Below are 26,704 nucleotides of genomic sequence, written 5' to 3'. Positions count from 1 at the left end.
TTCTGTTTTCACTGCCCTACCTGTTACAATTCAAGATTTCTTTTGGGTGGCATGACTCCTTTCAGGAGGATTGAGAAAAGTTGTCTGCCTTATTAGGAATACCAGCATCCATGCGGGTCTTTGTTAGGGACTACCTCATGCCGTGGCTCCTCACCGTGGGCTTCTGGGTTGTGCTCTGGACGATTTCATCAGAGATGAGGGACAACTTAAGCCCCCTCGGCGTCATTGCAGTCGTGGTCCTTCTGGTGCCCTTTCTCATCGCGGCCCTTCACTTCGTCGGGAAGGCCTTAGAAAGGTACGGCTACTCGCGGGAGGACTTAAAGCGCCTTCCAGAAATCATTGAGAAGACCCACGGCAGGCTCTACCTCGCCAAGGAGATTTTTGATATTATTGGAAAAACCCTCGTGTTCTGGGGCCTCTTCTCGACTGTCGTACTGCTGGCTGGCGACCCTGTTAGGGGACTCCTCAACGGAATAGCCCTTTGGGCATACATCTTTGCTTTCTTCATTGTGCTCGTCTCCATGGTTATCTGGGTGATGGTATTCCCGCTTTCCCTCTACAGGCTCATTACCGGCAGGGAGCCAGATAGAGGTTTGCTTATTGAGGTCACAATAAAGCAGAACCTCCTTTATACGGCAGTTCTCGTTACTGTCAGGCTCATCGCGCTTCACTTATCTTACCCCAGCGGTGACGATTTAATTGGTCGGCTCTTTGCCCTTGGCAGAAGTACGAGGTTGTGGAGTTTCTCCTCAAGCTGGCGGGTCTAAACTTCCTCTTTGGCCTTGTGGGTCTCTACGGGTCGAAGAAGAGTAGAGTAATGACTGCGTTAGCGCTTGCACTGATCGTCGTCGCCCAGCTGTGGATTACGTGGAAGATGTTTGCCGGCAATCTTTAAATATTTCGTGTGTGCATGCACTTATAGGTGAGGGGATTTGGGAAAGACGATAACCATAGCCGATGACGTTTACTATGAGCTCGTGAAGATGAAGGGTAACAAGAGCTTTTCCGAGATACTGCGGGAGCTTATAGGCAAAAAAAAGAAGGGCAACCTTGACGTGCTCATGATAGCTTTTGGAACGAGAACCCCCGAAGAGCTTGAAGAGCTCAAGAAGGAATTGAAGGAGGTCGAAGAATGGATGGACTCCTGGACACCAGCGTGGTAATCGAGCTCTTCGGCGGGAACGGAAAGATTGTGGAAGAGCTCTATCAAGAAGGGAACAGGGAATATCATTTACCAACGATTGTCATTTTTGAACTTCACTGTGGTCATCTCAAAGAGAGGGAGGAACTAATGCTTGAGATGATGCCCAAGGTTGAATTCGATGAAAACTCCGCAAAGGTAGCGGGAGCGATTTTCAGAGACCTCATGAAGAAAGGAAAACGACCTCCCCTGAAAGACCTTCTCATAGCTTCCACTGCCATAGCCAACAACGCAACGCTCTACACCTGCGATGAGGGCTTCAAGCGCTTCGAGGAGTACGGATTGAAGGTGAAAATTTTGGAAAAGTGATGTGACTGAATGGAAAAGGAAAAGCAAAAGCCCAACCAGTGCAATCAGGCTCTATGACCCTCTCAGGATTAGCTTAATCACTGGGTCGGCCAATCTGTACTCCCCGTTCTCCTCCTCAATCCACCCCATCTTCTTCAGGTTCTTGAGAAGTTCGTATAACCGTGGTTCGGGAGTTCTCATACCCTTCACGGCGAGGTAGTCTCTTATCAGGCTCCACCTGTTGTAGCCGAGGGCTATCGCCCGTAAAATCTCAGTGTACCTCCTGCTCCTCCTTTCAAGCTCCTCCAGCTCACCGAACAGCAGGCCCTTTGCAACGTTGAGCGTTGCTTCCATCGCCTTTTCGAAGTCTCTCGTTTCAAGGTATTTCACGCCGAAGAGGACGAGCCAGCCAGGGATTCCGTCAATGATTGATACGGCGCGGTTTATGGTGTCGTCATCCACATCGAGGCCGGCTTCTCTAAAGCCTGTTCTCAGGAACTCCTTTGAGGTTTTTTCGTCGAAGGGCCTGACGTAGATTTCGCCCCCGACCCTGCCGTAAAGCGGGCTCTCGTAGTCGTCTATGCCAAGAAAGTCATGGAGCAGGCCAACTTCCGAGCCGGTTAAGATAATCCTGAGGTTTGGCAGAGTGTCGTAGGTGTGGGCAAACAAAGCCAAAAGCTCCTTCCCGCCCCGTGAGCCGTAGAAGCGCAGGTACTGGGCCTCGTCAAAGGCTATTATGAGCCTCCCCGTTTTCTCGCCGACTTCGTTCAGCCCCCTGAAGACCTCCCTCAGCGAGGCCTCTTCCGGTTCTATCTCAAGAAACCGGAGGTTCAGCTTTACCCTGAACCGGGCAAGGGTTCTCTGGAGGGGTCCCCTTTTCGACTGAATTTCTCTTATGAGGTCATCTTTCGTTATGTGCCCGCTCTCGGCGTAGAGCTCCCTGCAGTCTATCAGAATCCCGGGGTTCTCGTTGAGGTAAGCCCTGAGTATCGAGCTCTTGCCCACGCGCCTTATTCCGAGAAGGAGAGTCAGAGGATACCTCTCAACGCTTTTCTCAAGGTCCTTGAACTCCTTTTCCCTGTCGAAAATATCCTCTCTCCTCTCCTTCGGTCTGAGGTCAAACAGCACTTACGCCACCGTAAGTAACTTATGGGGGCATAAGTTATAAGGGTTTCGAAGGGGTGTTGGCGATAATCGCCGTTGTTGGGCTGTGAATGGGCTGGAAGAGTTCTCCTTTTGAACATATGTCTGACAGGAGGTGCCCCTCAATGCGGGAGAAGAAAGGTAACATTGACGTTCTGATGATTGCGTTTGGAAGCATGAGCGAGGAAGAGGTTGAAAAACTCAGAAAAATGCTGAAAGAAGTTGAGGAATGGATGAATGAGTGGGTTCCTCGAAGCTGGCGAGACGACGATTCTTAGTCATCTCCGTACCTCTCGAAGTATTTCTCCATTGCTCTATAGCAGATGTCCTTGACGTTAAGTCTGATTAACTCAAGCTTCTTTTCTTTCAGTTTGCTGTTCTCATTGAAGTTGTAGTAGTTGAACTGGGGTTCAAGTCTTAGTTTTAGTCGTATATATACGTCTCTCTCACATACAGAAAAGTGGGCGTTCGCTATGATTGCTTTGCTACTTGGGTTGTAGCTGGTTGAGACGTATATGTCTCCCAGGATTCTCTCCTTTTCGCTAACTCTCCGCTTTAGGTCTTCAATGATGTCATCAATGTTCTCAATCGGGAACACGTTAGTGAACAGTCTCAAAAATCCTTTTCTATCGAACCTGAAGAAAACGTTCTCGCAGAAGGTTTCCTGATTCTCCTTGCAATACTTGCGGAGCCGTTCAAGCTCCATGAACACCATATCAGAAAGCCTCTCAGGGTCGTAGAAATAGAACAGCTTATCCTCTCGTATCAGCCTGTCGAAGTCTCTCACGACTTTTCCTCTGTTTAGCTTCTTTTCAATGTCTTTCATGGCTTTCTTAATGTCATCGCTCCACCCTCTCAGGAAAAACGTTGTGGTCATCATGAAAGTCCATTTCTCGAATTCCTCGTCGGACAGTTCTCCAAACCTCTCCCTCATGGCTTCCCTGAACTTCTCGTTCGACCGAAGAGCGCTCAGGTAGTACTCCACGGGGTCTCTCGGCTCGTCTCCCTGCGTTAGCAACATGTACGACGCCCATTTTGAGTTCAGCATCTTAGTGGTTTCCCTGATGTAGTCGAGAAGCTTCTGGGTGGTCAGCTTTTCCTCTAAGTTGAGAAGAATGTAGCTTACATCAACGCCTTCCCTGTAAAGGTTCCAGACCGCTTCGCTTAGGTCTCCGTATTCTTCGGTCTTCGGAGTCATCGTGATGACAAAGACCTTTGTGTTCATCGGGCTTGAAACCCTGATTAGTCTTCCGAGCCTCTGGTAGAACCTCAGCGGGCTCCTTGGAACGTCGGTCATTACAAGAACTCCTGCCTCGGGGATGTCCACGCCCTCCTCTCCAACGAGCGTCGAGATTATTATGTGAACATCGCCCTTTTTGGCCCGCGAGATTAACTCCTTTCTCTGTTCCTTCGAAAGGTCGCTCGTCAGGACTTCAACTTTGTGGTGGGGTATGTTAAGCTCCCCGACTATGGCGTCTTTAAACTCGTATGCGGTGGCCTTCCGTGATGTAAAGACAATGACCGGCCTTAGCTTCGGGTTTTCTTCGGGGTGGTACACCGTCAGAACGTCGAGCAGTGCGCGGGCCTTGTGCGAGGGTTTGTCGCTCCTGCAGAAGCCGTTGATTTCCTCCACATGTTGAGATTTCGGTATCTTTTCCTTTTCTACCGCCCTCGAAAAGCTCTCACAGAACGCCTTTTTCCCGTACCTTGAAAACGTTCTTTCAAGGAAGTAGATTGCCTTTGAGTCCCCAGGTAGCCTCCCGAAGTAAAGAAGGTCGTACAGTTCTCTCTCCCTTTCGTCTAATTCCGAGTCGAACACGTCCACAAGTGCTTTGGGAGGGTTAAACTTGGAGTCAATCTTACTGAGCTCCTGAAAATCGTAGTGGAGCAGTTTTAACTCCCCAACAACTTTCCCGATTTTGCTAACGCTGGCCTTGTAAGCCTTCTCACTCGGTAGCAACGCCGTAAACCCGATGACAACTTTTGGCCTTAGCTCCGAGATGAGCTCGTTGTAGTACTTTCCGGTAATCGCGTGGTGAACCTCGTCTATTATTACGGCATCGAACTCTCCTTGAAGATTTGAAACGCACTTTAAAGCCGTCTGGGGCGTTGAAATAACCACTTTGTAGTCCCTTAAAAAGCTCCAGCAGTTCCCCTCGTACTCCTTGCCCGTTTCCACCAGCAGTTTCCACTTTGGGTGCATCTGGTCGCAGAGGAAGCGCGTTGGCTCCAAGACGAGTATCCTTCCGTACCCCTTATTGAGAAGGTACTCCGCCGTTAACATCTCAAGAATGGTCTTCCCGCTCCCCGTTGGCATTGACACCGTGATGAACCTCTCCCCCTTTTTCAGCTGGTTTATGATGTCCTCAGCGACCGCCTCCTGATACCTGTGAAGGGTGAACCCAAATGCGTTTTCAAGCTTTCTGTTAAACTCTGAGATAAAATCCATGGCTGTCCACCACATTAGGAAACGCCCAGGAGAACTTATACTTTTTGGTGTTGCAACTACAAGAATGGTTGGAAGTTAAAAGAGAAAAACGCCGGAAAGTGCTTACTCAACCTTCTCAATCCCTATCTTCGCCTGCACTTCGGGCCACTCGACGACGAATCCTTTCGCCTCGCCGAAGATTATCTCGGTCGCCCTAGTCTCCTTCTTTATGTAGTCAAGGTTCTCCTCGAGCAGTTCGCGGTTTTCTTCGCTCGTCTCTATGGTGACGGCGATTCTGTCGTTCACGTCCAAATCAAGGCGCTTGCGCATCTCCTGTATCCTCCTGACGAATTCCCTGGCGAGGCCCTCGGCGAGGAGCTCTCTGGTGAGGGTCTTGTCCACGAAGACCCTTCCGCCCTCGAACTCCTCGGCGACGAAGAAGTCGGGCAGCTTCTCTTCTATGGTCAGGTGCTCCCTCGTGAGGTGGAAGGTCTTTCCTTCGAGCTCTATCTCAACCTCGCCCCTCTCGTAGAGCTCCCTTCCGTGCTCGTTTATCCAGGCTATCACGAGCTTGGCGTCGCCCTTGAACTCCGGGCCAACTTTCGCGAAGTTCGGCTTGATGACGAGCTCGCGCTCGACCTTTCCGACAACCACTTCTTTGGCGTTGAGCTGGTCGCGCAGGATTCTGTTGAGCCTCTCGACGGCCCTCTTTACCGTCTCGTCCTCGGTCTCGACGATTATTCTCCTGACCGGGTAGCGGAGCTTTATCTTGGCCCTCTGCCTCGCCGAAGAGCCGGCCTCGACTATCTTCCTTACCGCCTCCATCTCGCGCTCGAGCTCCTCGTCTATGGCTTCCTCGTCAGGCTTCGGCCAGTCGAGCATGTGGACGCTCTCCACGCCGAGGAACGGCCTGAGCATGTTCTGGTATATCTCCTCGGCTATGTAGGGCGTGAACGGGGCCATTAACCTGAGAAGGACGTCGAAGACCTTCCAGACTGTGTAGTAGGCCGCTAACTTGTCTGGGTCATCTCCCTCGACCCACATGCGCTTCCTGATTAAGCGAACGTACCACCTGCTCAGGTCCTCGACGACGAAGGTGTAGATGGCTCTCGTTGCTTTCGTCAGCCTGAAGGTCTCTATACCCTCTTCGACGTCCTTTATGAGCCCGTTGACCCTGCTGAGTATCCACCTGTCTTCCTCGCGGAACGGAAGCTCCTCTGGCTTGAGCTTCGTCGGGTCAAAGTTGTCGAGGCTCATGTATGTGGCGCTGAGCACGTAAACGTTCCAGAGTATGTTGAGCATTCTCTTGACCTGAGCCAGGCCCTTCCAGCTGAAGCGGAGGTTCTCCCAGGGGTTGGTGGCCCAGAGCATGTAGAACCTGAATGGGTCCCTTCCCTCCTTCTGGACGACCTCCTCGGGCCTTATGATGTTGCCGAGGCTCTTGCTCATCTTGTCTCCCTTCTCATCGAGGACGTAGCCGTGCATGGCCACCTTCCTGTACGGCACGGTGTCGAAGGCTATGACGCTCGCGGCCTGCTGGGAGTAGAACCACTTGGTGACCTGGTCTTCGCCCTCGACTATGAAGTCGGCCGGCCAGAGCTTCTCAAAGAGCTCCTTGTTGCGCGGATAGTCGAGCGACGCCCAGCTCGCTATTCCGCTGTCGAACCAGACGTCGACGACGTCTTTAACGCGCCTCATTTCCTTGCCGTTGACCTTTATGATGAAGGCATCGACGTAGGGCCTGTGCAAATCTTCTGGGCCAAGCTTCTCCTCTATGACCCTGAGCTTCTCGTTGTAGTCCTCCGGAAGTTCTATCCTCTCGCCGTTAACCTCTATGGCCACAGAAAGTCTTACAAGCTCCTCAAAGCTTCCAACGACGTATATCTCGCCGTCCTCGCTCTGCCATATCGGGAGCGGTATTCCCCAGTACCTCTGCCTGCTTATGACCCAGTCGCCCGAGTTCATGACGCCGTTGTCGTACCTTACTTTGACCCACTCGGGATACCACGTAACCTTCTCGTCGTTCTCCTTGATTATCTTGTCCTTCACCTTGCTGACCTTGAGGAACCACTGGTCAGTGGCGCGGAAGATAAGCGGGGTCTTACAGCGCCAGCAGTGCGGGTACTTGTGCTCTATCGTTCCCGCCTTCACGAGGTAGCCCTTCTCCTTGAGGTGCTCGATTATCTCCGGGTCTGCATCCTTTACATAGACGCCCTTCCACCTGCCCTCTGTGTACCTACCTTGGTCGTCGACCGGGCTGTAGACGGGTAAACCGTACTTCTGCCCGACTTCGAAATCCTCCTCACCGTGTCCAGGAGCGGTGTGAACCAGTCCTGTACCGTCCTCAAGCGTCACGTGCTCGCCGAGGATAACCCTGTGCGCCCACTCGTACTTCTCGCGGAACTCCTTCTGGGTAGGATACTCCTCCATGAGGACGTGGACGTAGCGGAGCCCTTCAAGCTCCTCTCCTTTGAACTCTTCGACTACTTCGCCCTTGGCCCCGACCTCAGCAAGAACGCGCTCGACGAGGGCCTTCGCGATTATCCAGTACTCCTCGCCGTCCTCTGTCTCGACCTTTACTTTGGTGTAGTCGTACTCGGGGTGGACAGTGACAGCGAGGTTGGCTGGGAGCGTCCAGGGTGTCGTTGTCCAGATGAGGAGGTACTCGTTCTCCCTGCCCTCGACCGGGAACTTGACGTAGATGCTCGGGTCTTCCCTCATCTTGTACTCGCCGCGGACCTCGTGCTCGGCCAAGGCAGTCTCACAGCGCGGGCACCAGTGGAGGACGCGCTTGTCCTTCTCCAAAAGCCCCTTCTCCCAGGCCTTCTTGAGCGTGAACCAGCCCGATTCGATGTACTCGTTCTTTATGGTCATGTAGGGATTGTCCCAGTCCATCCAGATGCCGAGCATCTTGAACTGCTCGGTCATGACCTTGAGGTTGTTGAGCGCGAACTCCTTGCACTTCCTGATGAAGTTGTCAACACCTATCTCGGTCTCTATGTCCTTCTTGGTCTTGAGGCCGAGGGCCTGCTCGACCTTAACCTCTATCGGCAGGCCGTGCATGTCGAAGCCCGGCTGTCTCCTAACGTTGTAGCCCTGCATGGTCCTGAAGCGGATTATCATGTCCTTGATTATCTTGTTCCAGGCCGTTCCGAGGTGTATCGCACCGCTCACATAGGGTGGTCCGTCGAGGAAGTAGTACTTCGGGCCGTTCGCCCTGCTGGCCTTGACCTTCTCGTAGGTGTTGTTCTCTTTCCAGAACGCCTCTATCTTTTCCTCAAGCTTGCCTGGGTTGTATTCTCTAAACTCTGGCTCCTTAATCATCCCAGAACCCTCCAGAAGTGATAGTTACGGCTAACCCAGAAGAGGGCTTAAGCCTCGAAACGGGCGGAGCGAAGGATAAAACACTCCCCCCTCATGGGTATCGGGCCAGAATTGGGAAGCGAGCTTATAAGGTTTTCTACCAACTGGCTTCGGTGGTGGTATGAGAATCGCGGTCGGCTCAACCAACCCAACGAAGGTCAAAGCCGTTGAGAACGTGATGAGACGGATTTATGGCGACGTTGAGGTCTTTGGCGTTGAAGTGGACAGCGGCGTTTCAGACCAGCCTATCGGTCTGGAGGAGACAACGCGGGGAGCAGTTAACAGGGCAAAACAGGCCTTGGAGAAGACCGGTGCCGACCTCGGCGTGGGAATCGAGGCGGGGATATACCCGTTCCCAAAAACGCTGACGGGCTACCTCGATATTCAGGTCTGCGCGGTGGCGAGCCCAGATGGGATGATAACCGTCGGCCACGGGCCGGGCTTTGAGTACCCGCCGGTCGTCATCGAGAAAGTCCTCAATGAGGGCGTTGAAGTGGGAATCGCTATGGGCGAGCTCGTGGACGACCCGGAGCTCAAGAAGAAAATCGGCGCGATAGGCGTCCTGAGCAAAGGGCTCCTTCCAAGAACCGAGCTGAACGAGATTGCAGTCCTGATGGCGATGATACCGAGGCTGAACCGTGAGCTCTATTTCGAGAAGGAATAACGGGAGTGTACCCTCCCCGACCGCCCCCCGCTCACCTCTCACGGGGGTGTGAGGGGGGAGGGCGGTTAAGGTTAGGCTTTCGGGTTTTAAGATTTTATGGAGTTTTAGCCAAGCACTGTCAACGGTAGAGTTTTATAATCCGTCGCGGATAAAAGAATGGGGAGAGTTATGGCGTCTGATGTGAGGGCGATTGAGTTAATGCTTAAGACCGACGAAGAAGCCAGGCGTTCGGTTAGTGAATGGATTGTCCAGCTCGCGAGGAAAATTCATGAGAAGCCCGAGGACATAGTGTGGTTTTTTGAGATGAAACGACTGATGAGGGAAGTTGAAAGGCTGGCCACTACCGTTACTGATGAAGAGCTTGAAAAGTGGGAACGTGAACTGGAGGAGGAGCATGTTGGGATAGATTACAACCTTGAGGAACTTATGAAGATAGGTGAGCGGAGCTTTAAGAAGTTTAAACGCATCGAGGTGAAGTTGAGAGAGTTAGGAGTTGTTTGAGATGGCGGGTAAAATCAAAGTTGTGTTAGATACATCCGTCCTTATTAGTGCGTTGAAGTCTAAGGACCTTCCAAAATCTCCAGCGTGGCATATATTAAAGGCCCTTCAAAGGGGCTATATCGTAAATTTTGTCTCAGATGAAATCATCGAGGAAATGAAAACTCAGGTTCTCGGCATCGGTATGGAAACGGGGTTTACGAGACGTGCATTGCGGATTTTGGCGATGGTTATTAAAAACAGTGTCATGGTTCGTCCTCGGCGAAAGTTCTCCGATGACCCTGAGTTCCTAAAGAACCTGGGGGACCCGAATGACGCTAAGTTCTTTGACGTGGCCTACGCCAAGAAAGTGGATTATATTATCTCGGAAAACACGAAGCACATCGTCCAGATGAGGGATGAAGCCACCAAAACTTATCGTTTTGATGGAAGAAAAGTTAAAATCCTGAGGGCGGAAGAATTTGTAAGAGAAGCCTTACGATGAAGCTTTCTCCTCGACCTGTCTCTCCTCCTCGGGCTCGCCCCTTCTCCTGCTCTCGTTCTTGATGACCTGAATGACGTAGTCGATGAACTTCCTGACCTCCTCAAGGTCTTCCTCGGGGATGTCCTGGATTTTCTTGTTCTTGGTCTTGTACGTCAGCAGTTTAAGGAGCGCGAGCCTTCCGAGGGCCGTCTTGGTGCTTATCTCTCCGTTCTTCCAGTCGCGCCATATGGCGTTTGCTATGCCGTAGAACTCCGGGATGCTGTCAAGCCCGGGATCGTCAACGTCTATGACTTCCTTTCCCAAGTACTTGTAGCGCTTCTCCTTTTCTTCCTTTGAGAACTCTCTGGTCTTCTTCTTGATGTAAGCGTGCACCATGGCAACCACCTCCGGAAAATGGTTCGCTCTGATAATTTATTAACCTTTTGTTTTCAAATCTCTCTACCGGTGGTTCCGTATCTCGTTCCAAATGCTTGCCATGATTAAAGCCGCACCGAGGTAGCCCTTGAGGCTCAGGACTTCTCCTATCGTCAGAAAGGCCGATATGTGGCCGAATATCGGCTCGGCAGAGTATATCAGCGCCGCTTTATGGGCCTTCGTGTTCCTCTGGTGCTTCACCTGGAGTGTGAACGCTATAACGGTAGCGAATACCGAGGTGTATAAGATGCCGAGCCAGGGGAGGGGGTTCTTTGGAAGTACGAAAGGTTCAAAGATGAGGGCAAACGCCAGCGAGAGGACGAAGTTCCAGAATATCTGCCAGAATGCCAGGCTGAGGTAGTCTTTCTCCCCGAACTTCTGGATGAGAACTATCTGGAAGGCGAAGCTGAGGGCGCAGAACACTGTGAGCAGGTCGCCGTAGTTGAAGTCCAGGCTCGCCCCTGAAATCAGGTAGAGACCTGCCAGGGCCACCGCCAGCGAGATTACATCCCGTGGCTTGAGCCTATCTCTGAGAATGAAATACGCTATGAACGGTGTAAAGACGACGTAGAGCGAAGTGATGAAGGCTGAATTCGAGGCTGTAGTGTATTTGAGGCCCACTATCTGGAACCCGTGGCCGAAGAACAGAGTGAGCCCAACGATAAACCCCTCCTTGAGTGTCTCCTTCTTCAAGACCTTTGACCTGAAAACGAGGAGCATCAGGAGGGACGCCAGACCGAAGCGGTAAGCTAGAAAGAGTATCGGCGGGAGGTAGTCAAGGCTAACCTTCATCGCGGGGAATGTAAAGCCCCATATCGCCGTGATGCCGAGGAGTATGAGCTCCGAGCGGTTCATCGCGTTCGTTACTGTCCCTGTGTGTTTATAAACTATTTCATCGAAGAAGACAATTCAGATGAATATTGGGTCGTTAAGGCAGGAGAAGCTGAGGAAATCAAAAAGCGCCTGAGTCTTTAACCTTTTCTTTTAAACCTCTGGTTTTGGTGGCCTTTTTAAGGCATTACTGCCAAAGTAATAACGGTGATGTTATGGTCGAGTATAAGGACATGGTTCTAAAGGTTGTTGGAGAGAGGCTCTCCCCGACCAAGATGAAGGTCAAGGCCGGAGATTTTGAGATAGTGATGGACAAGCTCGGTGGAGAGGCTCCTAGCCCAATAGACTACGTTCTTGCCGCCCTCGCCGGCTGTATAAACATAGTTGCCACCCTTGTTGCCAAGGACATGGGGATAAACATCGAAGACCTGAGCGTTGAGGTCGAGGGCGTCTTCAACCCCGGGAAGCTCTACGGCAAGGGGGACCAGAGGGCCGGATACAAGGAGATAAGGGTCAAGGTTAAGGTGAAGACCGACGCGGACGAGGAGACCCTCAAGAAGTGGCTTGAGCAGGTCGAGGAGCGCTGTCCGGTCAGCGACAACCTGGCCAACCCGACCCCCGTAAAAGTCGAGTTCGAGAAGTGCTGAGCGTTTTTAACTTCCTGTTTTTATCTTCCTTCTGATATCTGCCTCAGAACTCAAAAAGTTTAAGCGCGGTTTCTTGGAGCAGGTGTAGGAGTGGTGCCCATGAAAGTGACGCTTGTTCTCTACGGCCACAATGTATTGAAACACGGCCCGCGGAAGGAGCTTGAGGTCGGGGAAGGCAAAAGGGTCGGCGAACTCCTCAGGGAGCTAGGGATAAGGGCCGACGAACACCACATCCTCGTGAACGAGGGAAAAGTTGACAGAGACTACCAGCTCAGGGACGGGGACGTCGTCAAGGTGCTCCCGATAGTCTACGGCGGCTCATTCACCGGGCCCATTGACACATGACATGTTCATAGCCAGGAGCATCTCGACGTAGCCTGATTCGAGGTTTTTCTTTATTTTGTCCGCCAGCTCCCTGAACTCCTCAACTGTGAGCGGCCTCTTGGTTTTGAGCCACTTAATCTTGCCATCGTTCTTGTCGAGGACTACCACCTCTTCTTCAGTTATGAGCGGGACGTAGTTCATCTTCACCCCGTACAGCTCCTCAGCAAAGGCCAGCTTCGCCCTCAGAAGCTCAAGGTAGTTGGCAAGGTCTTCCCCCAGAATCTTCCTGAACTCGCGCTCCATCTTTCCACCGCTGAAATTTCAATGCACAGGTTTATTAATCTATCGGGCACATCTGTGTAAAAATGCCCTTTAATTTTTCCGAAACTGAGATAAGGCCGAGGGATGTATCACCACAGGTGAGACAATGAAGATGAAGTATGCCCACCACTTCCACGCATACCAGCCTGGTGACATAGTTTACGTTAAAGATGGAGACGGCTCCGGGCCGATAGAGTATGAGGAAAGAAAGAGCCCCGTAGCGATAAAAATCCGGGGGGAGGAAGTTAAGGGTGAGAACTGGACGAAGGCGATGCTCTACTCCTATGAGCACATAGCGGACACGCTCTCGCGCATGAAGGGCATCAGCGTTGACATAGAGCCCTTCACGTTCCTTATGCTCCTCCACTACCATAAGAGCGCCTTCGAAGACGCCGTTGAGCTTCTGGGGAAGTTTGACGCTGTTCCAACGACCCCGTTCCACCCGATAGTCCCCCACTTTGACGAGTTCGAGCAGAGAATCCTCGCGAGAGTTTCATTCGACTTCTACGCCCCCCTTATCGGCAACAAACCTGTAATCGGCTACTGGCTCCCCGAGGCGGTCATAACACGCCGCAGTGCCGAGCTCATCGAGTCCTCAACCGACAGGAAGCTTGTGTTCCTCCTCGACGAAAGGCAACTCCTCTACGACTTCCCCCAGGCCAAGCACTCCTGCAACCGCTACGGCAACTCCTTTGTCTTCGGGAGGGAGTGGAGCATAAGCGACGCCTTCGCCTTCAACACCCTCGACGTCCCCGGCCTGGTTTCGGCCACCCTCGCCCTCAGGGATGGGCACAAGGAGAAGCTCGGCGTCCCCTATTTGGTCTTCACCGCGAGCGACCTTGAGAGCCTCCTCGGGAACCCCGCCCAGCTCGACCGCTTCACCGCCTGGATGGAGGGACTTGAGAGGAACGGCGTCGAACGGGTCTCGGCAATGGAGTTCGTGAGGAAGAAGCTCACCGGGGGGTTCAAGCGCTTGGACGGCGAGTGCTCCTTTGAGATGGGCGTCAAGGACTACTCAAGCTGGAGCGACTACTTTGACCTGAGCACGGACGGCAAGACGAGCGACTGCCGGTGGCTTGGATACAGGAGGGCAGACGGAAAGGTCTTCGCGAGAGAAGTGAACGGCAGGAAAATCTCTCAGCTCTGGAAGGTCGCCTTCACACGCCTCTTCGAGGAGCTGAACAGGGTGGTGAGGCGGGGAGTCTTGAAGGGCCTCGAAGGGCTTGGGGCCAACGCTGAGGAGTTCCTCGTCCGCTACGCTAGGGTATTCTTTAGGGACTACTACGATTACTTCGGCATGGATACTTCGCTCGACTACGTGCTTGAGCCTGCTGGCGGAGACAGAAATGCCCTGAAGCTCGGAAGGGTTTACTACCTCATGCTCCTCGCAAACCACTCCTGCCCGCGCTTCTGGGAGAACCTCGACACCCGCGTCGCCTTCGGCAACGTCGCGGTAATGACGAAGGCTTTAATAGAACTCATAGACTACTTTGACGGGAATGAGCTCCAGAACCTCTTCGTGGAAGCCTACCTGAAGCTACTCAACTTTGAGAGCCTATATCACATCTGGAACTTCGGGGCGATGCCTTCCCTGGAGGGATGGGAGACGAGTGAAGACGCCTGGAGGGACGCTCTTAGACCGGAAGTCCCCAACAGCGGCTACAACGTGGTGACGAGGGCCGCTCTATACGTCGGCAGGCGCGACCTTGGGGGCGAACTGAGGGCACTCATTGAGGGCTATAACCTCGACTGGGCAGTGGCTGATACCGGCCACATACCGGGCGAGAGGCACGGCCACTGGGAGAACCAGGAGTGGTGCGAGCACAGGAGATGAGCCTTGTGTTATCTCCTCTTTCCAATCCTGTGGAGGTGGCGGTGTTGGAGGAGAAGAAAAAGGAGTGCCCCGAAGAAGTGCCCTCCGACTGCATTTCCCTGCTGACGAAGCTCGGTGGAGAGGATTGCTTGAAGCTCAAGCGTATACTGGAAGACATTAAAGAAAAGATGGCGAGGAAAGAAACCCTACTGCTGGCCCTTCAGGTTCCACTTCTCTCTGCTCAGGAAGAGATATGCGTCCTCCTCCAGCTCCTTGGGAACGTAGTCTAGCAGGATTTTTGCGTTTTTTATATCTTCCCTCACGTTCTTTCCCAGCGCGACCTGGTTCTTCTCTATGAGCTCCAAGATGACGTCAATGATGTTCTCCTTAACTCTCTTCTCAGCGTAGAGTCTCTTGCCGATGACCCACACCTTCTCGTTCTTCCTGTAGAAGTCCCAGCCCCTCTCGGTGAAGAACTCCGGCCCGGGCTTTATCGTGACCTTCTCCCTTTCTCTCCTGTCCACCTCAAGCATCACGAACGCCTCCCCGGCCCTGTGCCCGGCGTCCCAGCCGAGGACTCTGAACCCTTCCCTTGATAGAGCCCTCTCAAAGCCCCTGGCGCTCCTCTCCAGCTGTGGGAGGAGGACGTCATCAACGAGGTCTGGCTTTGGAAACATTATGGTAACGAGGTGGGTTCCCTTCCTTCTGAGCTCTTCTAGATAGTTCCCCGTTTTCTGAGTTTTTCCAAAAAAGAACTCTTCAGAGGGGTTTTCCAGGAACTGGTGCGCCTTGAAGTAGAAGATTCCGTAGCGCTCCCAGCTCAGGTTGGCTGAAACGTTCCGCCTCGGGTCGACGGGGTCTATAACTATCAGCGGTTTATCCTCCTCGGTCTCCCTCTTCACGGTCTTTAGCGCTATCTCTGGCTCCTTCTTCAGCCAGTTCTCGGGGTCTATTACCTTCTGCCTCAGCATGAAATCCGCTTTCTCCAGGACGTCCAGGAACGAGCCGTACTTGATGATGAGTATTTCGGCCAGGTAGCCGGAGAAGCCCCTCACATAAATCTCGCTCCCGTAGGCGTTTATCCCCTTGAGGAAGCGCTTCAAGAGCCTGACCTCGTCGTTCCTGCCGCTGAGGTTCTCAAGGGCCCACTTCGTGTGGAGTATCGAGCGGTCAACGGCCGTCCTAACCTCTTTCCAGCTTCTGACGTCGTAGCAGGGCACGAGGTCAACGCTCACACCCTTATATTTGGCCCTCACGTAGGGGTGCTCAGCGTAGGCCACTTCATAGCCGTCAAGGCCTTCAGCAATGGCCTTTCCGAGCTCAAGGCCCCTCTCTCTAAGCTCTTCGAGGGGGGTATCGAGGGGAAAAGCAAGGAAAAGGTCAACGTCGTGGTCTCCGGCCAGATAAGTATCCTTGGCTAGGGAGCCAACGAAGTAGGGCTTGACGTCGAGGCCCAGCCTTTCGATTGCTTCTTTTGCGATTTTCCCTAATTCTCTCACCAGCCCTTCAACAAAGGCCCTCTCTTCCTCCGTTGGGCGGATTCTCTGGAGGACTTGCCCTATCACTGCCTTGACGTCCATTTCAACACCTCACTCCGCCAGCTCGAACCTCGCGACGGTCTCGTAGATGGGGCCCTTCGGGGTCAGTGTGCTCTTCTTCAGCTCTATTGCCTCAACCTCAAACTCGCCGAAGTCCTCGTTGGCAAGGTCTTTGAGCGCCATCGCCAGTTCAACCTTATCGCGAACGAACTTGACGCGCCCGATTGTTATGTGGGCCACGAAGTCTTTGTCCTTCTTGAAGCCGAGCCTCCTCATCTCGCGCTCTACGTCATTGGCTATCGCCTTAATGCCTTCGTCGTTCTCGATTCCGGCCCATATTACCCTAACGTAGTTCGGGTTCGGGAAGACGCCGATGCCCTTAACGCGAACGCGGTGCTTTTTGTGCTTCCTCGCTATCTCCTCCAGGGCCTTCTTAACCTCTTCCGCCGTTACCTCGTCAATCTCGCCGAGGAACTTGAGCGTGACGTGGAAGTTCTCCCTCTCGACGAACTTTATTTTCGCTGCTTTGTTTCCAATCCTCTCCTGAGCCTTAATGAGGTTATCCCTCACCTTGTCGCTAACATCAATAGCTATGAACGCCCTCATACCACCACCGAGAAAAGTTGGAGGATGGGTTAAAGAGGGTTTCGAATGACCTGTTCACAGTTCCCCGGAGCGTCACGGCTCGCGTTTAGCCAACATCAGAGCGGTTCCAATTAGTATTGCGATTAAAAGGACGACACTGAAGTATTCCTGGCCGTCCCGCTGTTTTTCGGAATGTATTTTGGGCTGACGGTTTGTTCTCTGTAGTGTCAGCACTTGCAGGGGAGCGTCGGGAGTACTGAACTTCGTGGGGTGGATTTCCACTTTGACAGGTATTTCTCTGAAAGGGATTCCTACTGTGTAGCACTTTTCTGTTCCTTCACTTTGGTTGAGAGGGATTGTGAGTAGTGTCCAGTTCGAGAGTATGAGTGCTGAGTCATTAACGATTCCTGTAACCTTCCCCGAAACGTTGAGGTATATAGGGAAAGTTCCATCAGTATCAAGGACAAAAGTTCCAGTGGTGGTTCCAAGAACGCAAATCTTTTTGTTGCAAGATAAGCCCAGTACTTTCATGCTCCAAAAGTCGTCCCAGTCCTTCTCGTGGGGGCAGGTGTAGGAGTTGAACCACTCGATTCTGCCCTCTGTGGATACCTTCAGAACGAAGTAGTTGGCTATCCACGGCGCGTCGCTTCCACCCCCGTAGACCCCTGCGATGACCGCGTGCTCTCCGGAGCGGAACGCTCCATCAACCCTATCGTAATAGTCTGTGTTGAGAACCTTTGTCCATAGCAGGCTCCCGTTCAACGAAACCGCCCCGATGAGGATATGGGACTTTGGGTCTCCTGGAAAGCTGACGGTTCCGGTTACGATGAGGGCATTGCCGAGGGGCACAGCATCCTCCAGGTAAATGCCAGTTCCTGGGACTGTTTCCTCGGTTCCGTTCAGGAGAAGTTGGTAGGCCCTTATAGTGGCTCCTTTTGGGTCTATAACCCCTAACAGGTTCTCGCTCACAAAAACGACACTGCCATCGGGTAGTACTCCGGCATCGTCTGCACTCATGTTTTTTGCCCAGAGGAGGCCTCCATCACCGTCAATTCTGGCGAGGACACCGCCGACGAGAGTTACTCCTTCAGGGGCAGGTGCGAGGTAAAATTTGATCCCTCCTGAAAGCTCTGCCTCCCAGAGGGCTTCCAGCTCTTCCGTAACCTTCATGAGAGTGCCGTTATCGGTTAAAACGTATATGCCGTCCCCTGAAACCACCGCATCTTCGAGCGTCCAGTCCTGGGCGAGTGCGTGGTTTGGGCAACACAACGGAAGCAGGGTTATTAAGAGAACGATGTAATGGAACCTCGGCGTGTTCCTGTTTCCCTGTTGCATAGCACTTACCCGTTTCTAAAAGTACATGTCCACGCTTATATAATTTTCCCCAAGTTTTAGTAATGAGAAATACTGCCTTTCTGGGTGATAGTGTCTTGGTGGGTTTTGATGGGTCGCCCAAAATGACCGAAGGTGGATAAAGTCTAAAGAGAAAGAGCTCATTCCCTGACAACGACCGGGAACTCCTCCCAGGGGAAGACTATCCATTTGTCCGTCCTGAAGACGTAGAAGTCGGGAACGACCTTCGTCCAGGGCTTCATGCTGAGGCAGGCGACCTTAACCTCCTCTGCCCCGGCCTTCTTGACCTCCTCGATGACGACTTCGAGGGTCTTCCCTGTGTCGCTGACGTCGTCCACGATAACTACCTTCTTGCCCTCTAGTGAGCCGTGGAGCGGAATCGTAACGACAGGCTTTTCCATCCTCTCGTCTATGCCCTTGTAGAACTTTACGTCTATGACCTTGAGCTCCACATCGCCCAGAACGTGGCTCAGCCTCACCGCTGGAATAAGCCCGCCCCTCGCGATTCCGACTATCACGTCGGGCATGAAGTGCTTTCTCAGTTCTTCGGCGAGCGCGAAGACGGCCCTATCAATCTGCCACCAGGTTAGGTAAACCTTGTCCATAGGAACACCTCCGAATAGCGTGAGTTCTCAACGCCGAACTTAAGCTTTGGGTGAGTGGTAGAAGTTAAAAGATAGGCCTTAAAAAACCTATTTTGGCAGGAGGATGTTAAAAGGTGCTCGGGGGAATGAAATTAGGGGGCAAAGAAAACGGAAGAAACCCTCAGCTGATGACACACTTGCTCCATCCACAGCGCGGGCAGGTGGCGCAACCGCTCTCCATCCTCAGCTCGACGAGCTCACCGTCCTTCTCGTAGCAGACCGGGCAGTAAGCCACTCCAAGGAGCTCCTTAATCTTCTCCTCGGGAATCTCCGGTTTCTCCGCATGGTGCGGGTGCTCTGGCGTCTTTGGCGTGATGGCCTTTGCCGTGCTCAGGGAAAAGCTGAGCGCCGGCGCTTCCCTCTTCTTCCCGTTGGTGCCGTTGAGGATGGCTTCGACGTTGATGAACTTGGCCAGCCAGGGCTCGGCCTCGACAACAGCCTTCAGCTTCTCGACCGCGTACCTGCTCGGTTTGGCCGGGACGCGCTTCCTCTTCTCTCCCTCGACGCTGTAGACCTGCACCGAGAGCGAGCCGTCGCGGTAGACTGTTATTCCCTTACAGCCGAGCTTGTAAGCTAAAAGGTATGCCGCTTTAACGTCCTCCACCGTTGCGTCGTTCGGCATGTTTATCGTCTTGCTCGCGCTGTCGGTGAGCCAGAGCTGTATGTTGGCCTGAGCCAGGATGTGGTCGAGCCAGTGGATGTCCATTGAGGTGACGAAAACTCTCTGCATGTCCTCTGGAATCTCCTCAAGGCCCTGTACTGAACCGTAATTGTCGCTTATCTTCTTGAGTATCTCGTCGCTCCAGAGACCGCGCTTCTTGAGCTCCGCCTCAAAGACTGGGTCAACGTAGTAGAACTCGCCGACGGTGACGCTCTTCTTGTAGACGAGGGCAAAGATTGGCTCGATTCCGCTGGAGGTGTCCGCTATCATTGAAACACTTCCCGTTGGCGGGCAGGTAGTTACCATGCCGTTCCTGACTCCATAGCGTTTGATTTCCTCGACGAGCTCGTCCCACGGGAGCGTCCATATCTCGCGGTGGTAGAAGCCCTCGACCGGTAGCTCGCCGTCCTTGTATTTGCTCTTCTCGTAGAGAGGGAACGTTCCGCGCTTTTTGGCGGCCTCAACGCTGTACTTGTAGGCGTAGAAGGTGAGGTACTCGGTGGCCTTCCTCATGAAGGCGAAGCCTTCCTCGCTGTTGTAGGGTATGCCGAGCTTGAAGAGCGCATCTGCCAGTCCCATCATTCCGACGCCTATTCTCCGGGTTAGCTTGGTGTTGTGGTCTATCTCTGGGAGCGGGAAGCGGTTGACGTCGATGGCGTTGTCGAGGTACTTGGCGACCTTCTGAATCACGTAGGCGTACTCGTCCCAGTCGAAGTAGGGCTTTCCTTCGTCGTCATACTTTACAAATTTGGCAAGGTTGATGCTCGCGAGGTTGCACGATTCGTATTCGTAAAGTGGTTCCTCTCCGCAGTTGTGGCTCAGGAAGCCGTTGCTTATGTAGCTGTGCTTCTCTGGAACGGTGAAGTCGTAAACGAGCTCTTCTCCAAGTACTTCGACACTCTCCACGGTAACGATAGGCTCGTCCCTCTTGGTCTTCTTGAGGCTGAGCTTCTCCATCTTGTAGCCTTCAAAGCCAATCTTCTCCGAGAAGAGCTTCCTGCTGTAGTTGGCTATGACGAGCTCGTGGTAACCCTCGCCTTTGTAAGTTCTCTCCTCGCCGTCTTTGGTGGTGTACCTGAACTCACTCGGGTACGGCCTTTCGTAGAGCTTGGACAGTATTCCGAAGAGCAACAGGAGGTCCTGGACTTCCCTGAGTAGCTCGCGGTCCTTAGAGGTTAGCCTTATCGCCTTGTCGTTATCAACGTAGCCATCGGCACTGAAGAGGCCACGGAGGAAAGCCGCTATCTCCCTCGGCTTTAGCCTGAAGACGATTTCGGGAACGCGCTTGTCGTTGGTTTTGACGATGCTCTCAATCCACTCGTAAGCTTTTCCTCTAACGCCGAGCTTAATCTGATTGCCGTAGCGGTGGGGCTCGGCTTTGATTCCGAAGTGTTTGACAAGTATTTCCCTGACTTTCCAGGCTGTTTCCTCTTCCTTTTCGGCATTGAAGTAGAACCATGCCCTCCTGTCGTTTGTGTTGAGGTATCCGTCTCCAATGAACCAGCCGAGAACGAAGGCTAAGTCCTCCCCTATGCTCTCGCTTCCGAAGTCATCTTCGACTTCAAAGCGCGGGAGGAGTATTTTGTCACCCGGAGTTATATCCTTAACTTCCTTCCAGCCCTCAGGGGTCATGAGTTTGTGGTCAAGTGTTGCGGTTATTTCGTATCCTTCTTTTGTCTTCACCCTCGCGACGGTCTTCCTGCCGACCTTCCAGACGTAGGCGGGAACCGCTACCGGGTCAGCAATCGTCAGCTCAGCTCCGTGAACCGTTTTGTACTCCACTCTCTCTTCTCCCGGAAGGAGAACCTCAACCGCGTAGGCGTAGGGTTCCCCTCCGTCGGTTATGCCCTCTACCGCAACAGCCTCCTTCTTTCCGCGCTCCTTCGCGAGCGTGAAGAGTTCTTCTGCTTTGATGTATCCTTCTGGGGTAAGAATCCTCGTCTCCCCGACCACACACGGGTTAGTAGCCCGTATCGGCCCTCCCTTCGCTTCCGCTAAAACGTTCCTCCTGTTGATGACGTCGAAGAATATAACTCCGGGGTCGGCCTTGCTCCAGGCCATGAACGCTAACTCCTCGAAGAGGCTCTTGGGGTCTATCTCCTTGACCTTCTCGCCGGTCCTCGGGTTCACGAGCGGGTAGCGCTTGCCCTCCTTCAGGGCTTCCCAGAAGTCCTCCCAGATGCCGACGCTGATGTTGAAGTTGCTGAGCACGTTGGTTCCAGTGTTTCTCTCCTTCGCGTGAATGAACTTCTCTATGTCGGGATGCCAGACCTCGAGGATTCCCATGTTTGCTCCGCGCCTTACGCCTCCCTGCTTGATGACGTCGCTGACTGCATCTATGAGGTGCATGAAGGAAACTGGCCCGCTGTTGGAGGTGTAAACTCCGTTTCCCGTGAGGAGGTGAACTTCCTCAACCTGGAGGTCATAGACATGGCGCTTTCCAAGGGGCTCTATCTTAGTTATCCTCGTTGGATACAGTTTTGAAAGCATTTCAAAGTACTTGACTTCCTCTTCATCGAGACCGAGTTCATCTTTAAGCTCAAGCACCTTCCTTATAAAGGCCCTGTGTGTTACCTTCGAGTTGTAAGCTAAGAGCTTGTAGTCCCTCTGTATCTTTGCCCTCATCTCCGGGTTCTTTATGCGGTATATCACGTTGAACGGGAAGGAATACTTCTTGTTCTTCCCGTTCTCTTCGAGGTTATTAATCGCTTCATTGGCTATTTCTGACAGTTTGACCGACTCTTTTAGGGTTTCAAATGCCTTGAGCTTCATGTCCCTCGTCTGAACTCTGAGTGTGTAGACGGTTCTGTGGCCGGGAGCGTTTGGGCTGTACTCCTGTATGCTTGTGACGATTCCAAGGGCCATGAAGAGGAGCTGGGCGTCCTTTATGAACTCCTTTGAAACGGACTTGAAGGCTATTCTGTAGTGCTGGTCGAGCGCGCCATCCCCATCAAAGAATCCCGCAAGGAAAGCGGCCATAACCGACGGCGGGCTCCTGAAGATGGCCTCCGGGACGCGTATGTTTTCAGATTTGTCTTTTGAAAGACTGTTTGCTTCGAGGAACCTGACTATCTTCGTTGAGGGAATGACGAGTGTTATCTTGTGGCTCTCTTCCCTCAGGAACTCCTTTGGCTCGATGCCAAAGAGCTCTTTAAAGTACCTTTTGACCTTCTCCTTTATCCCCGTTTCACTCTGGTTCAGGTAGATTTCTATCTTTGAGTTCTTCCTCTTCCCGTTCTCAAAATAGTGTCTCACGTGTCCGTCTGCGTGTATGATTCCGAGGAGATATGCGAGTTTCTCGTTGAGTATTGATGGCAGGTTCACTTCGTAGCCTTTACTCTTAAGCTCGATGTCCGTCTTCAGCTTGACGTATTCTCCACCTTTCCACTCTGGGGCAAGGATGTAGATGTAATCGCCGACGTTCAGCTCCCTCAGGGGCTTAAGGAGGGGTTTCCCGTTTTCATCAAAGACGAGGAACTTGTGGTCGTTCGTAACCTTGAGCTCGTAGCCATCCTCTGTGACGACCCTAAATACCTCCATTTCTCCGTTGTCATAGGCCTCTACAATGCTCCTAAGTCCCGCGTGGGTGATGATTTTTGGTTTCTCACCATGCACTATTTCCTCTATTGGGATGAAGCCCCTGTCTGTGAGAATCCTAGTGTCTCCCGTGAAACACGCCGCTCCAGCGGTGGAACCGACGAAATCCCCCTCCGGACGGAGTTTTGAGAAATTAACTCCGGTGCCTCCCCCTGCCTTTTGTATCATGGCCACGTCGTGCGCGGCCTTCATTATGCTCTCCATGTCGTCCTCTATCGGGACAACGAAGCACGCTGAAAGCATTCCCAACGGCCGGCCGGAGTTGATGAGGGCCGGAGTGTTGGGCATGAAAACCTGACCTGCCATCAGCCTGTAGTACTCCTCCACCTCGCTCTCGTAATCGTCGAAGGCCCCGTTCTCGAGCATGCTTAGGAACTCGTCTATCGAGACCTTCATCTTGCCCTTCTCCGCCAGCTCGCGGTAGAGGTTCACGAGCCTCTCGAAGTGGTACTTGTTAAGCTTGAAGCGCCCTATTGAGTACTTCCCGTCGAACTCCTCGAAGTGCTCTAAGTAGTACTTGACCCGGCTTAAATCCTGCTCGTGCTTTCCGTTCTTGTCGTAAACGCGCTCGTCGTAGAGTAAATCGGGGATGACCGCGAGGGTGGCGACCCTCTCAAAGAGCTCCTTCGGGCTCTCAACAATCTCCCCCTTCTCGTTCCTTATGAGGTATCTGCTCGCTAAAACGCGGAGGGCGTTGAGGGAGAAGCGCTTGTCTATTTCATCGAGCCTGTCCTTGTTGAGGATTTTCTTCTTCTCCTCGCGGATTTCTGCCTTCTTCTTGCGGTAGAGGATGTAGGCCTTGGCGACGTCGAAGAGGCCAGCTCTCATGAGCTCAAGCTCGACGATGTCTTGAATGTTCTCAATGTTTGGAATCTGCCCGTCGTAGAGCTCGTTCACCCTTCTGACGACTCTCCTGACGACCCTGTTGAGGAGCTTCTCATCGTGGATTCCAACCTCAAGCATTGCCCTCTGGATGGCCCACCTTATACGCTCCCTATCAAATGGCACGATTCTACCGTCTCTTTTCATCACTTTTTCAACAGCCATATAAACACCCCTGACATATCATTATACATAATTTTGTCAATTAGTAAAATCATCAGTGCCCCATTTTCGGCCTAGTCTCCTAATATACCTTACCCTGGTTAACGTTGCCACCATGACGAATTCTGGGTTATCACATTGGATGGTATGGAATGAAGTAGAAAAAGCGGTGGATGATTAGAGGGTCTCGTACAGGAGCTTCAGCCTGTACGCGTGGGTAAGCTCTTCCCTCGCGAGGTGGAGAAAGAGGTCGTTGAAGGGCTCTCCGAGGAGCTTTGAGAGTCTCATGTACATCTCGTAGGCGTGTCGCTCCCTCACCACCGCTTCAACCACTAGCTCTTCGAGGCTCTGGGGTTCTGCCCTCTCGTCGCTGAGGACTGGCTCTATCGAGAGCTCCTCGGTGTAGTCCACTATCAGATTTTCGAGTGTTCCCTCGCCCAGGAGCCCCTTCAGGGTCTCCCTGTGCCTCAGCTCCTCCTCCGCTATGAGCATGAATGTGTCCCTCATCTCGGGCCTCTCGAAGAGGGCAAAGGTCTCCCCGAGCTTGTAGAGGTTGTAGAGCTCGTTCTCCTGCCATATGAGCCTCTCGATGAGCTCCCTGGCCTTCATTCTACCACCGCTTTGAGGTAGTCGAGGAGCCCCTTTATGCTCGGCAGGACGAGGTCGGGCTTGACTTCACTCTTCTCGACGTCATTCAGGGTGCTGACGCCCGTGAGAACCATCAATGCCTTCATGCCGAAGCGCTTTGCAAATGCTATGTCCGTGTCAAGCCTGTCGCCGACCATCCAGATTTCGTCAACGTTGCCGAGCTTTGTTTTTACAACCTCACAGGCCGGCTCGTTCGGCTTTCCGATTATGAGGGGTTCCCTGTCAGTTGATGCCTTCAGCGACGCTATTATTGCCCCGGCGCCGGGGTAGAGGCCCTCCTCTGCCGGGTAAGTGGTGTCGGGGTTCGTCCCTATGAAGCTCGCCCCGTTCCTGATGGCGAGCGTCCCGTACTTGAGCTTCTCGTAGGTCAGCTCCGGGTCGAGGCCGACGACTACGTGCCTGATTTCCTTCCACTTTCCTTCCCTGCACTCTTCAAGGCTCACCGTCCCCCAGCCGAGGTTTTCCATCTCCTCGTGGAGCCCCTTGCCGCCTATGACAAAGACCTTCCCGGGCTCCATGTGTTCCTTTATGTAGAGCCTCGCCGCCAGTCCGGAGGTGACTATTCTCTCCTCTGGGACGTCTATGCCCATGGAGAGGAGCTTTTCTCGATACATTTTGGGTGTTCTGGTGGAGTTGTTGGTGAGGAAGACAAAGGGGATTCCCTTCTCCTTGAGGTACTCGATTGCCTCCTTTGCCCCCTCGATGCGCTGGTTACCCCTGTAAACGACACCGTCCATATCGAATATTATTCCAATCATGCTTCCACCGGGAAAAATTGGAGGGAGGTATTAAAAGTTCACTGGCCGGCGTCCACTCTTATTGTCAGCTTTACTCCATCAGTCTGGCACTCGTTGCCGGCTTCTTTAGGCAGTTCGAAGGTCATCTCGACCTGTGCGCTCTCATCTGGCTTGAGCATCTGTGGGAGCGTTATTGCCTTTCCGCTGAGTGAGTTGAGGGTTTCGTTGACTTTAATTTTCCTTCCGTTGACTGTGATTGCCCTCAGTGTCAGCCACTTTCCGAGTTCACCCTCTTCGGGTGTTGAGTCTACCTCCTTCTCCGCCGGCGACATCTTAACTTCGTAGTTCCTGACGTTTAGAGTCAGCGTGAGCCTTCCCATATCAACAGTGCCCCTGTTCTTGACGTAGAACGTTACAGTCCTGTTTTCTCCAGGGAGCAGGTTTTCTACCTCAAAGAGCTTCAGCTCGTTGTAGAAGCGTTTTCCGTCTTTGCTGATGGCAACGTCGAGCTCTCCGGTGGTTATGGTGTTGCCTTCGGAGAGCGCCGTGTCCGTGAAGTAAGACCTGGCCACGCCCGATAACGCCAGCATGGCCAGGATTGCGGACACGATGGCCAGGTGTTTCATATTAACTGCACTCATTAGTAACACCGTAGACTATTGAAGAGATCGTTTATATACTTTTCGATATTTTGAGGTAACTCCTGACTTTGATGCTGTTATAATTAAATTAAGGCTTTTAAATGGTCATGTCGTTGGTTCTGACGGGCTTCAGCGTGTTTGTTATCGCGGCACCAACACGATGACTGTGGCGATTAAGCTATCTGCAAAAGCCGGGAATGGAGCTGTCCTGTGATGATGGTCAAACAACGAAGTGGTGTATCTTGCCGCGCAGCCCTCTGATGAGGACATGCATTTGAGTTTGCACTTTGCTGTCCTGTATTTTCACATTCCCAACTTTTTCATTTTTGTGGGCTTTTGCTTTGCATTTCCCTAATGTTTTGCGTTTTCCGTATGATCTGTGAGTTATTGACACAGCGGATATAAAATTGCAAACTGAAGAGGCAAATAAAAAAGAAAATACAAAACATTTTGCAAAGGAGTGGCTGGTAAGTTTATCCTTGTGTGGAAGTGCAAAGTGAAAAGCAATATAAAGCTTAAACTAATCTGGGGGTTCATTATGATTTTCACTCAAGTCCCTTTGTTTCGCCAACTTTTGCATAGCGTGTTCAACACTCATGACTCACTGGAGCATAAGGTCTATGAAGGCATCAACTTCCCAGAGCTCAAGAGGGATTACATCTTCATCTCTTACTCTCAGGACGTACACTTTGTCTTTCTCCCTCTATGCGAACCAGATTTTCAGCTCTGAGAATGTGATGTCCGTAATTTCTTCTTCTATTCATGGGTATAAAGCCCGGCGATATACTGGAGGTACTCCTGCCTGCTCACTACAAGGCTAATGAAAAGTAAGTTTAA

26 protein-coding genes are annotated in these 26,704 nt (G+C 52.5%); 12 read left to right on the top strand and 14 right to left on the bottom strand.

The window, feature by feature from the left end; translation table 11 throughout:
- Positions 1-110: 110 nt before the first annotated feature.
- From ACZ5ER_RS01075 to ACZ5ER_RS01060, 4 genes are read left to right on the top strand one after another with little or no spacing between them, the layout of a single operon-like run.
- Entirely contained in the window at positions 111-767 is a 657-nt protein-coding gene (locus ACZ5ER_RS01075) for a hypothetical protein (protein ID WP_227738762.1), read from the top strand.
- Complete coding sequence (locus ACZ5ER_RS01070) at positions 737-895, top strand: hypothetical protein (protein ID WP_227738763.1); 159 nt, start codon at positions 737-739, stop codon at positions 893-895. The genes ACZ5ER_RS01075 and ACZ5ER_RS01070 overlap by 31 nt, the downstream gene beginning before the upstream one ends.
- 37 nt (positions 896-932) lie before the next feature.
- Complete coding sequence (locus ACZ5ER_RS01065) at positions 933-1,163, top strand: antitoxin VapB family protein (RefSeq protein ID WP_050002487.1); 231 nt, start codon at positions 933-935, stop codon at positions 1,161-1,163.
- Positions 1,133-1,510, top strand: coding sequence for a type II toxin-antitoxin system VapC family toxin (locus tag ACZ5ER_RS01060; RefSeq protein WP_050002488.1), 378 nt, complete (start codon positions 1,133-1,135; stop codon positions 1,508-1,510). Before ACZ5ER_RS01065 ends, ACZ5ER_RS01060 begins: the two co-directional genes overlap by 31 nt.
- A 51-nt stretch (positions 1,511-1,561) precedes the next feature.
- Here the strand turns inward: ACZ5ER_RS01060 and ACZ5ER_RS01055 are convergent, their stop codons facing one another.
- On the bottom strand, positions 1,562-2,617 hold the full coding sequence (locus ACZ5ER_RS01055; protein ID WP_050002489.1) for an AAA family ATPase: 1,056 nt from the start codon (positions 2,615-2,617) through the stop codon (positions 1,562-1,564).
- Between the two features lie 140 nt (positions 2,618-2,757).
- Here ACZ5ER_RS01055 and ACZ5ER_RS01050 point away from each other — a divergent pair, with 140 nt between their 5' ends.
- Positions 2,758-2,910, top strand: coding sequence for an antitoxin VapB family protein (locus tag ACZ5ER_RS01050; protein WP_464934613.1), 153 nt, complete (start codon positions 2,758-2,760; stop codon positions 2,908-2,910).
- Here the strand turns inward: ACZ5ER_RS01050 and ACZ5ER_RS01045 are convergent.
- Both ACZ5ER_RS01045 and ileS read right to left on the bottom strand, forming a co-directional pair.
- A complete protein-coding gene (locus ACZ5ER_RS01045) occupies positions 2,907-5,081 on the bottom strand; it encodes a DEAD/DEAH box helicase (RefSeq protein ID WP_464934612.1) in 2,175 nt (724 codons plus the stop codon). The two genes, ACZ5ER_RS01050 and ACZ5ER_RS01045, sit on opposite strands and share 4 nt — an antisense overlap.
- A 102-nt stretch (positions 5,082-5,183) precedes the next feature.
- Positions 5,184-8,384, bottom strand: a complete 3,201-nt coding sequence (gene ileS, locus ACZ5ER_RS01040) for an isoleucine--tRNA ligase (RefSeq protein WP_464934611.1) — start codon at positions 8,382-8,384, stop codon at positions 5,184-5,186.
- Between the two features lie 160 nt (positions 8,385-8,544).
- On the opposite strand from ileS, the gene yjjX reads away from it, so the two are divergent.
- The 3 genes from yjjX (at position 8,545) to ACZ5ER_RS01025 (ending at position 10,069) form a co-directional block, all read left to right on the top strand.
- Positions 8,545-9,087: an inosine/xanthosine triphosphatase gene (gene yjjX, locus ACZ5ER_RS01035; RefSeq protein WP_464934610.1), complete on the top strand. Its 543-nt coding sequence runs from the start codon at positions 8,545-8,547 to the stop codon at positions 9,085-9,087.
- 156 nt (positions 9,088-9,243) lie between these two features.
- A complete protein-coding gene (locus tag ACZ5ER_RS01030) occupies positions 9,244-9,588 on the top strand; it encodes a hypothetical protein (protein WP_144244810.1) in 345 nt (114 codons plus the stop codon).
- Position 9,589: 1 nt separating this feature from the next.
- Positions 9,590-10,069, top strand: a complete 480-nt coding sequence (locus ACZ5ER_RS01025) for a putative toxin-antitoxin system toxin component, PIN family (protein WP_464935042.1) — start codon at positions 9,590-9,592, stop codon at positions 10,067-10,069.
- Here the strand turns inward: ACZ5ER_RS01025 and ACZ5ER_RS01020 are convergent.
- On the bottom strand, positions 10,061-10,444 hold the full coding sequence (locus tag ACZ5ER_RS01020; protein ID WP_050002495.1) for a hypothetical protein: 384 nt from the start codon (positions 10,442-10,444) through the stop codon (positions 10,061-10,063). The two genes, ACZ5ER_RS01025 and ACZ5ER_RS01020, sit on opposite strands and share 9 nt — an antisense overlap.
- Positions 10,445-10,507: 63 nt before the next feature.
- Positions 10,508-11,338 (bottom strand): DMT family transporter, encoded by an 831-nt coding sequence (locus tag ACZ5ER_RS01015; protein ID WP_464934609.1) that lies wholly within the window; start codon positions 11,336-11,338, stop codon positions 10,508-10,510.
- A 191-nt stretch (positions 11,339-11,529) separates the two neighbouring features.
- On the opposite strand from ACZ5ER_RS01015, the gene ACZ5ER_RS01010 reads away from it, so the two are divergent.
- Both ACZ5ER_RS01010 and ACZ5ER_RS01005 read left to right on the top strand, forming a co-directional pair.
- A complete protein-coding gene (locus ACZ5ER_RS01010; RefSeq protein WP_050002497.1) occupies positions 11,530-11,961 on the top strand; it encodes an OsmC family protein in 432 nt (143 codons plus the stop codon).
- Positions 11,962-12,060: 99 nt separating this feature from the next.
- Positions 12,061-12,306: a MoaD/ThiS family protein gene (locus ACZ5ER_RS01005; protein WP_464935041.1), complete on the top strand. Its 246-nt coding sequence runs from the start codon at positions 12,061-12,063 to the stop codon at positions 12,304-12,306.
- Here ACZ5ER_RS01005 and ACZ5ER_RS01000 read toward each other — a convergent pair.
- Positions 12,280-12,588, bottom strand: coding sequence for a hypothetical protein (locus tag ACZ5ER_RS01000; protein WP_050002499.1), 309 nt, complete (start codon positions 12,586-12,588; stop codon positions 12,280-12,282). The genes ACZ5ER_RS01005 and ACZ5ER_RS01000 overlap by 27 nt on opposite strands.
- Positions 12,589-12,712: 124 nt before the next feature.
- Between ACZ5ER_RS01000 and ACZ5ER_RS00995 the strand changes: the two genes are divergently transcribed.
- A complete protein-coding gene (locus ACZ5ER_RS00995) occupies positions 12,713-14,440 on the top strand; it encodes a glycoside hydrolase (RefSeq protein ID WP_464934608.1) in 1,728 nt (575 codons plus the stop codon).
- Between the two features lie 44 nt (positions 14,441-14,484).
- Entirely contained in the window at positions 14,485-14,709 is a 225-nt protein-coding gene (locus ACZ5ER_RS00990) for a hypothetical protein (protein ID WP_144244812.1), read from the top strand.
- On the opposite strand, the gene cca is transcribed toward ACZ5ER_RS00990, so the two are convergent.
- From cca to ACZ5ER_RS00950, 8 genes are all read right to left on the bottom strand, one after another.
- On the bottom strand, positions 14,626-15,999 hold the full coding sequence (gene cca, locus ACZ5ER_RS00985; RefSeq protein ID WP_050002501.1) for a CCA tRNA nucleotidyltransferase: 1,374 nt from the start codon (positions 15,997-15,999) through the stop codon (positions 14,626-14,628). The genes ACZ5ER_RS00990 and cca overlap by 84 nt on opposite strands.
- A 9-nt stretch (positions 16,000-16,008) precedes the next feature.
- Positions 16,009-16,563 carry an RNA 2',3'-cyclic phosphodiesterase gene (gene thpR, locus ACZ5ER_RS00980; protein WP_050002502.1) on the bottom strand — a complete coding sequence of 185 codons (555 nt, stop codon included), beginning with the start codon at positions 16,561-16,563 and terminating at the stop codon, positions 16,009-16,011.
- Positions 16,564-16,635: 72 nt separating this feature from the next.
- Positions 16,636-17,877, bottom strand: coding sequence for a hypothetical protein (locus tag ACZ5ER_RS00975; RefSeq protein ID WP_050002503.1), 1,242 nt, complete (start codon positions 17,875-17,877; stop codon positions 16,636-16,638).
- A gap of 158 nt (positions 17,878-18,035) precedes the next feature.
- Complete coding sequence (locus ACZ5ER_RS00970) at positions 18,036-18,500, bottom strand: phosphoribosyltransferase (RefSeq protein ID WP_050002504.1); 465 nt, start codon at positions 18,498-18,500, stop codon at positions 18,036-18,038.
- A 160-nt stretch (positions 18,501-18,660) separates the two neighbouring features.
- Positions 18,661-23,844, bottom strand: coding sequence for an adenosylcobalamin-dependent ribonucleoside-diphosphate reductase (locus tag ACZ5ER_RS00965; protein ID WP_464934607.1), 5,184 nt, complete (start codon positions 23,842-23,844; stop codon positions 18,661-18,663).
- A gap of 174 nt (positions 23,845-24,018) precedes the next feature.
- Positions 24,019-24,450, bottom strand: coding sequence for a ferritin family protein (locus ACZ5ER_RS00960; RefSeq protein ID WP_050002506.1), 432 nt, complete (start codon positions 24,448-24,450; stop codon positions 24,019-24,021).
- A complete protein-coding gene (locus ACZ5ER_RS00955; protein WP_464934606.1) occupies positions 24,447-25,247 on the bottom strand; it encodes an HAD-IIA family hydrolase in 801 nt (266 codons plus the stop codon). The genes ACZ5ER_RS00960 and ACZ5ER_RS00955 overlap by 4 nt, the downstream gene beginning before the upstream one ends.
- Positions 25,248-25,285: 38 nt before the next feature.
- Entirely contained in the window at positions 25,286-25,867 is a 582-nt protein-coding gene (locus tag ACZ5ER_RS00950) for a TasA family protein (RefSeq protein WP_050002508.1), read from the bottom strand.
- Between the last annotated feature and the right edge of the window lie 837 nt (positions 25,868-26,704).

It is taken from the genome of Thermococcus marinus (assembly GCF_055389025.1).
Note: the sequence above shows the minus strand (reverse complement) of the source record. Positions and strands in the feature narration are given on the sequence as shown.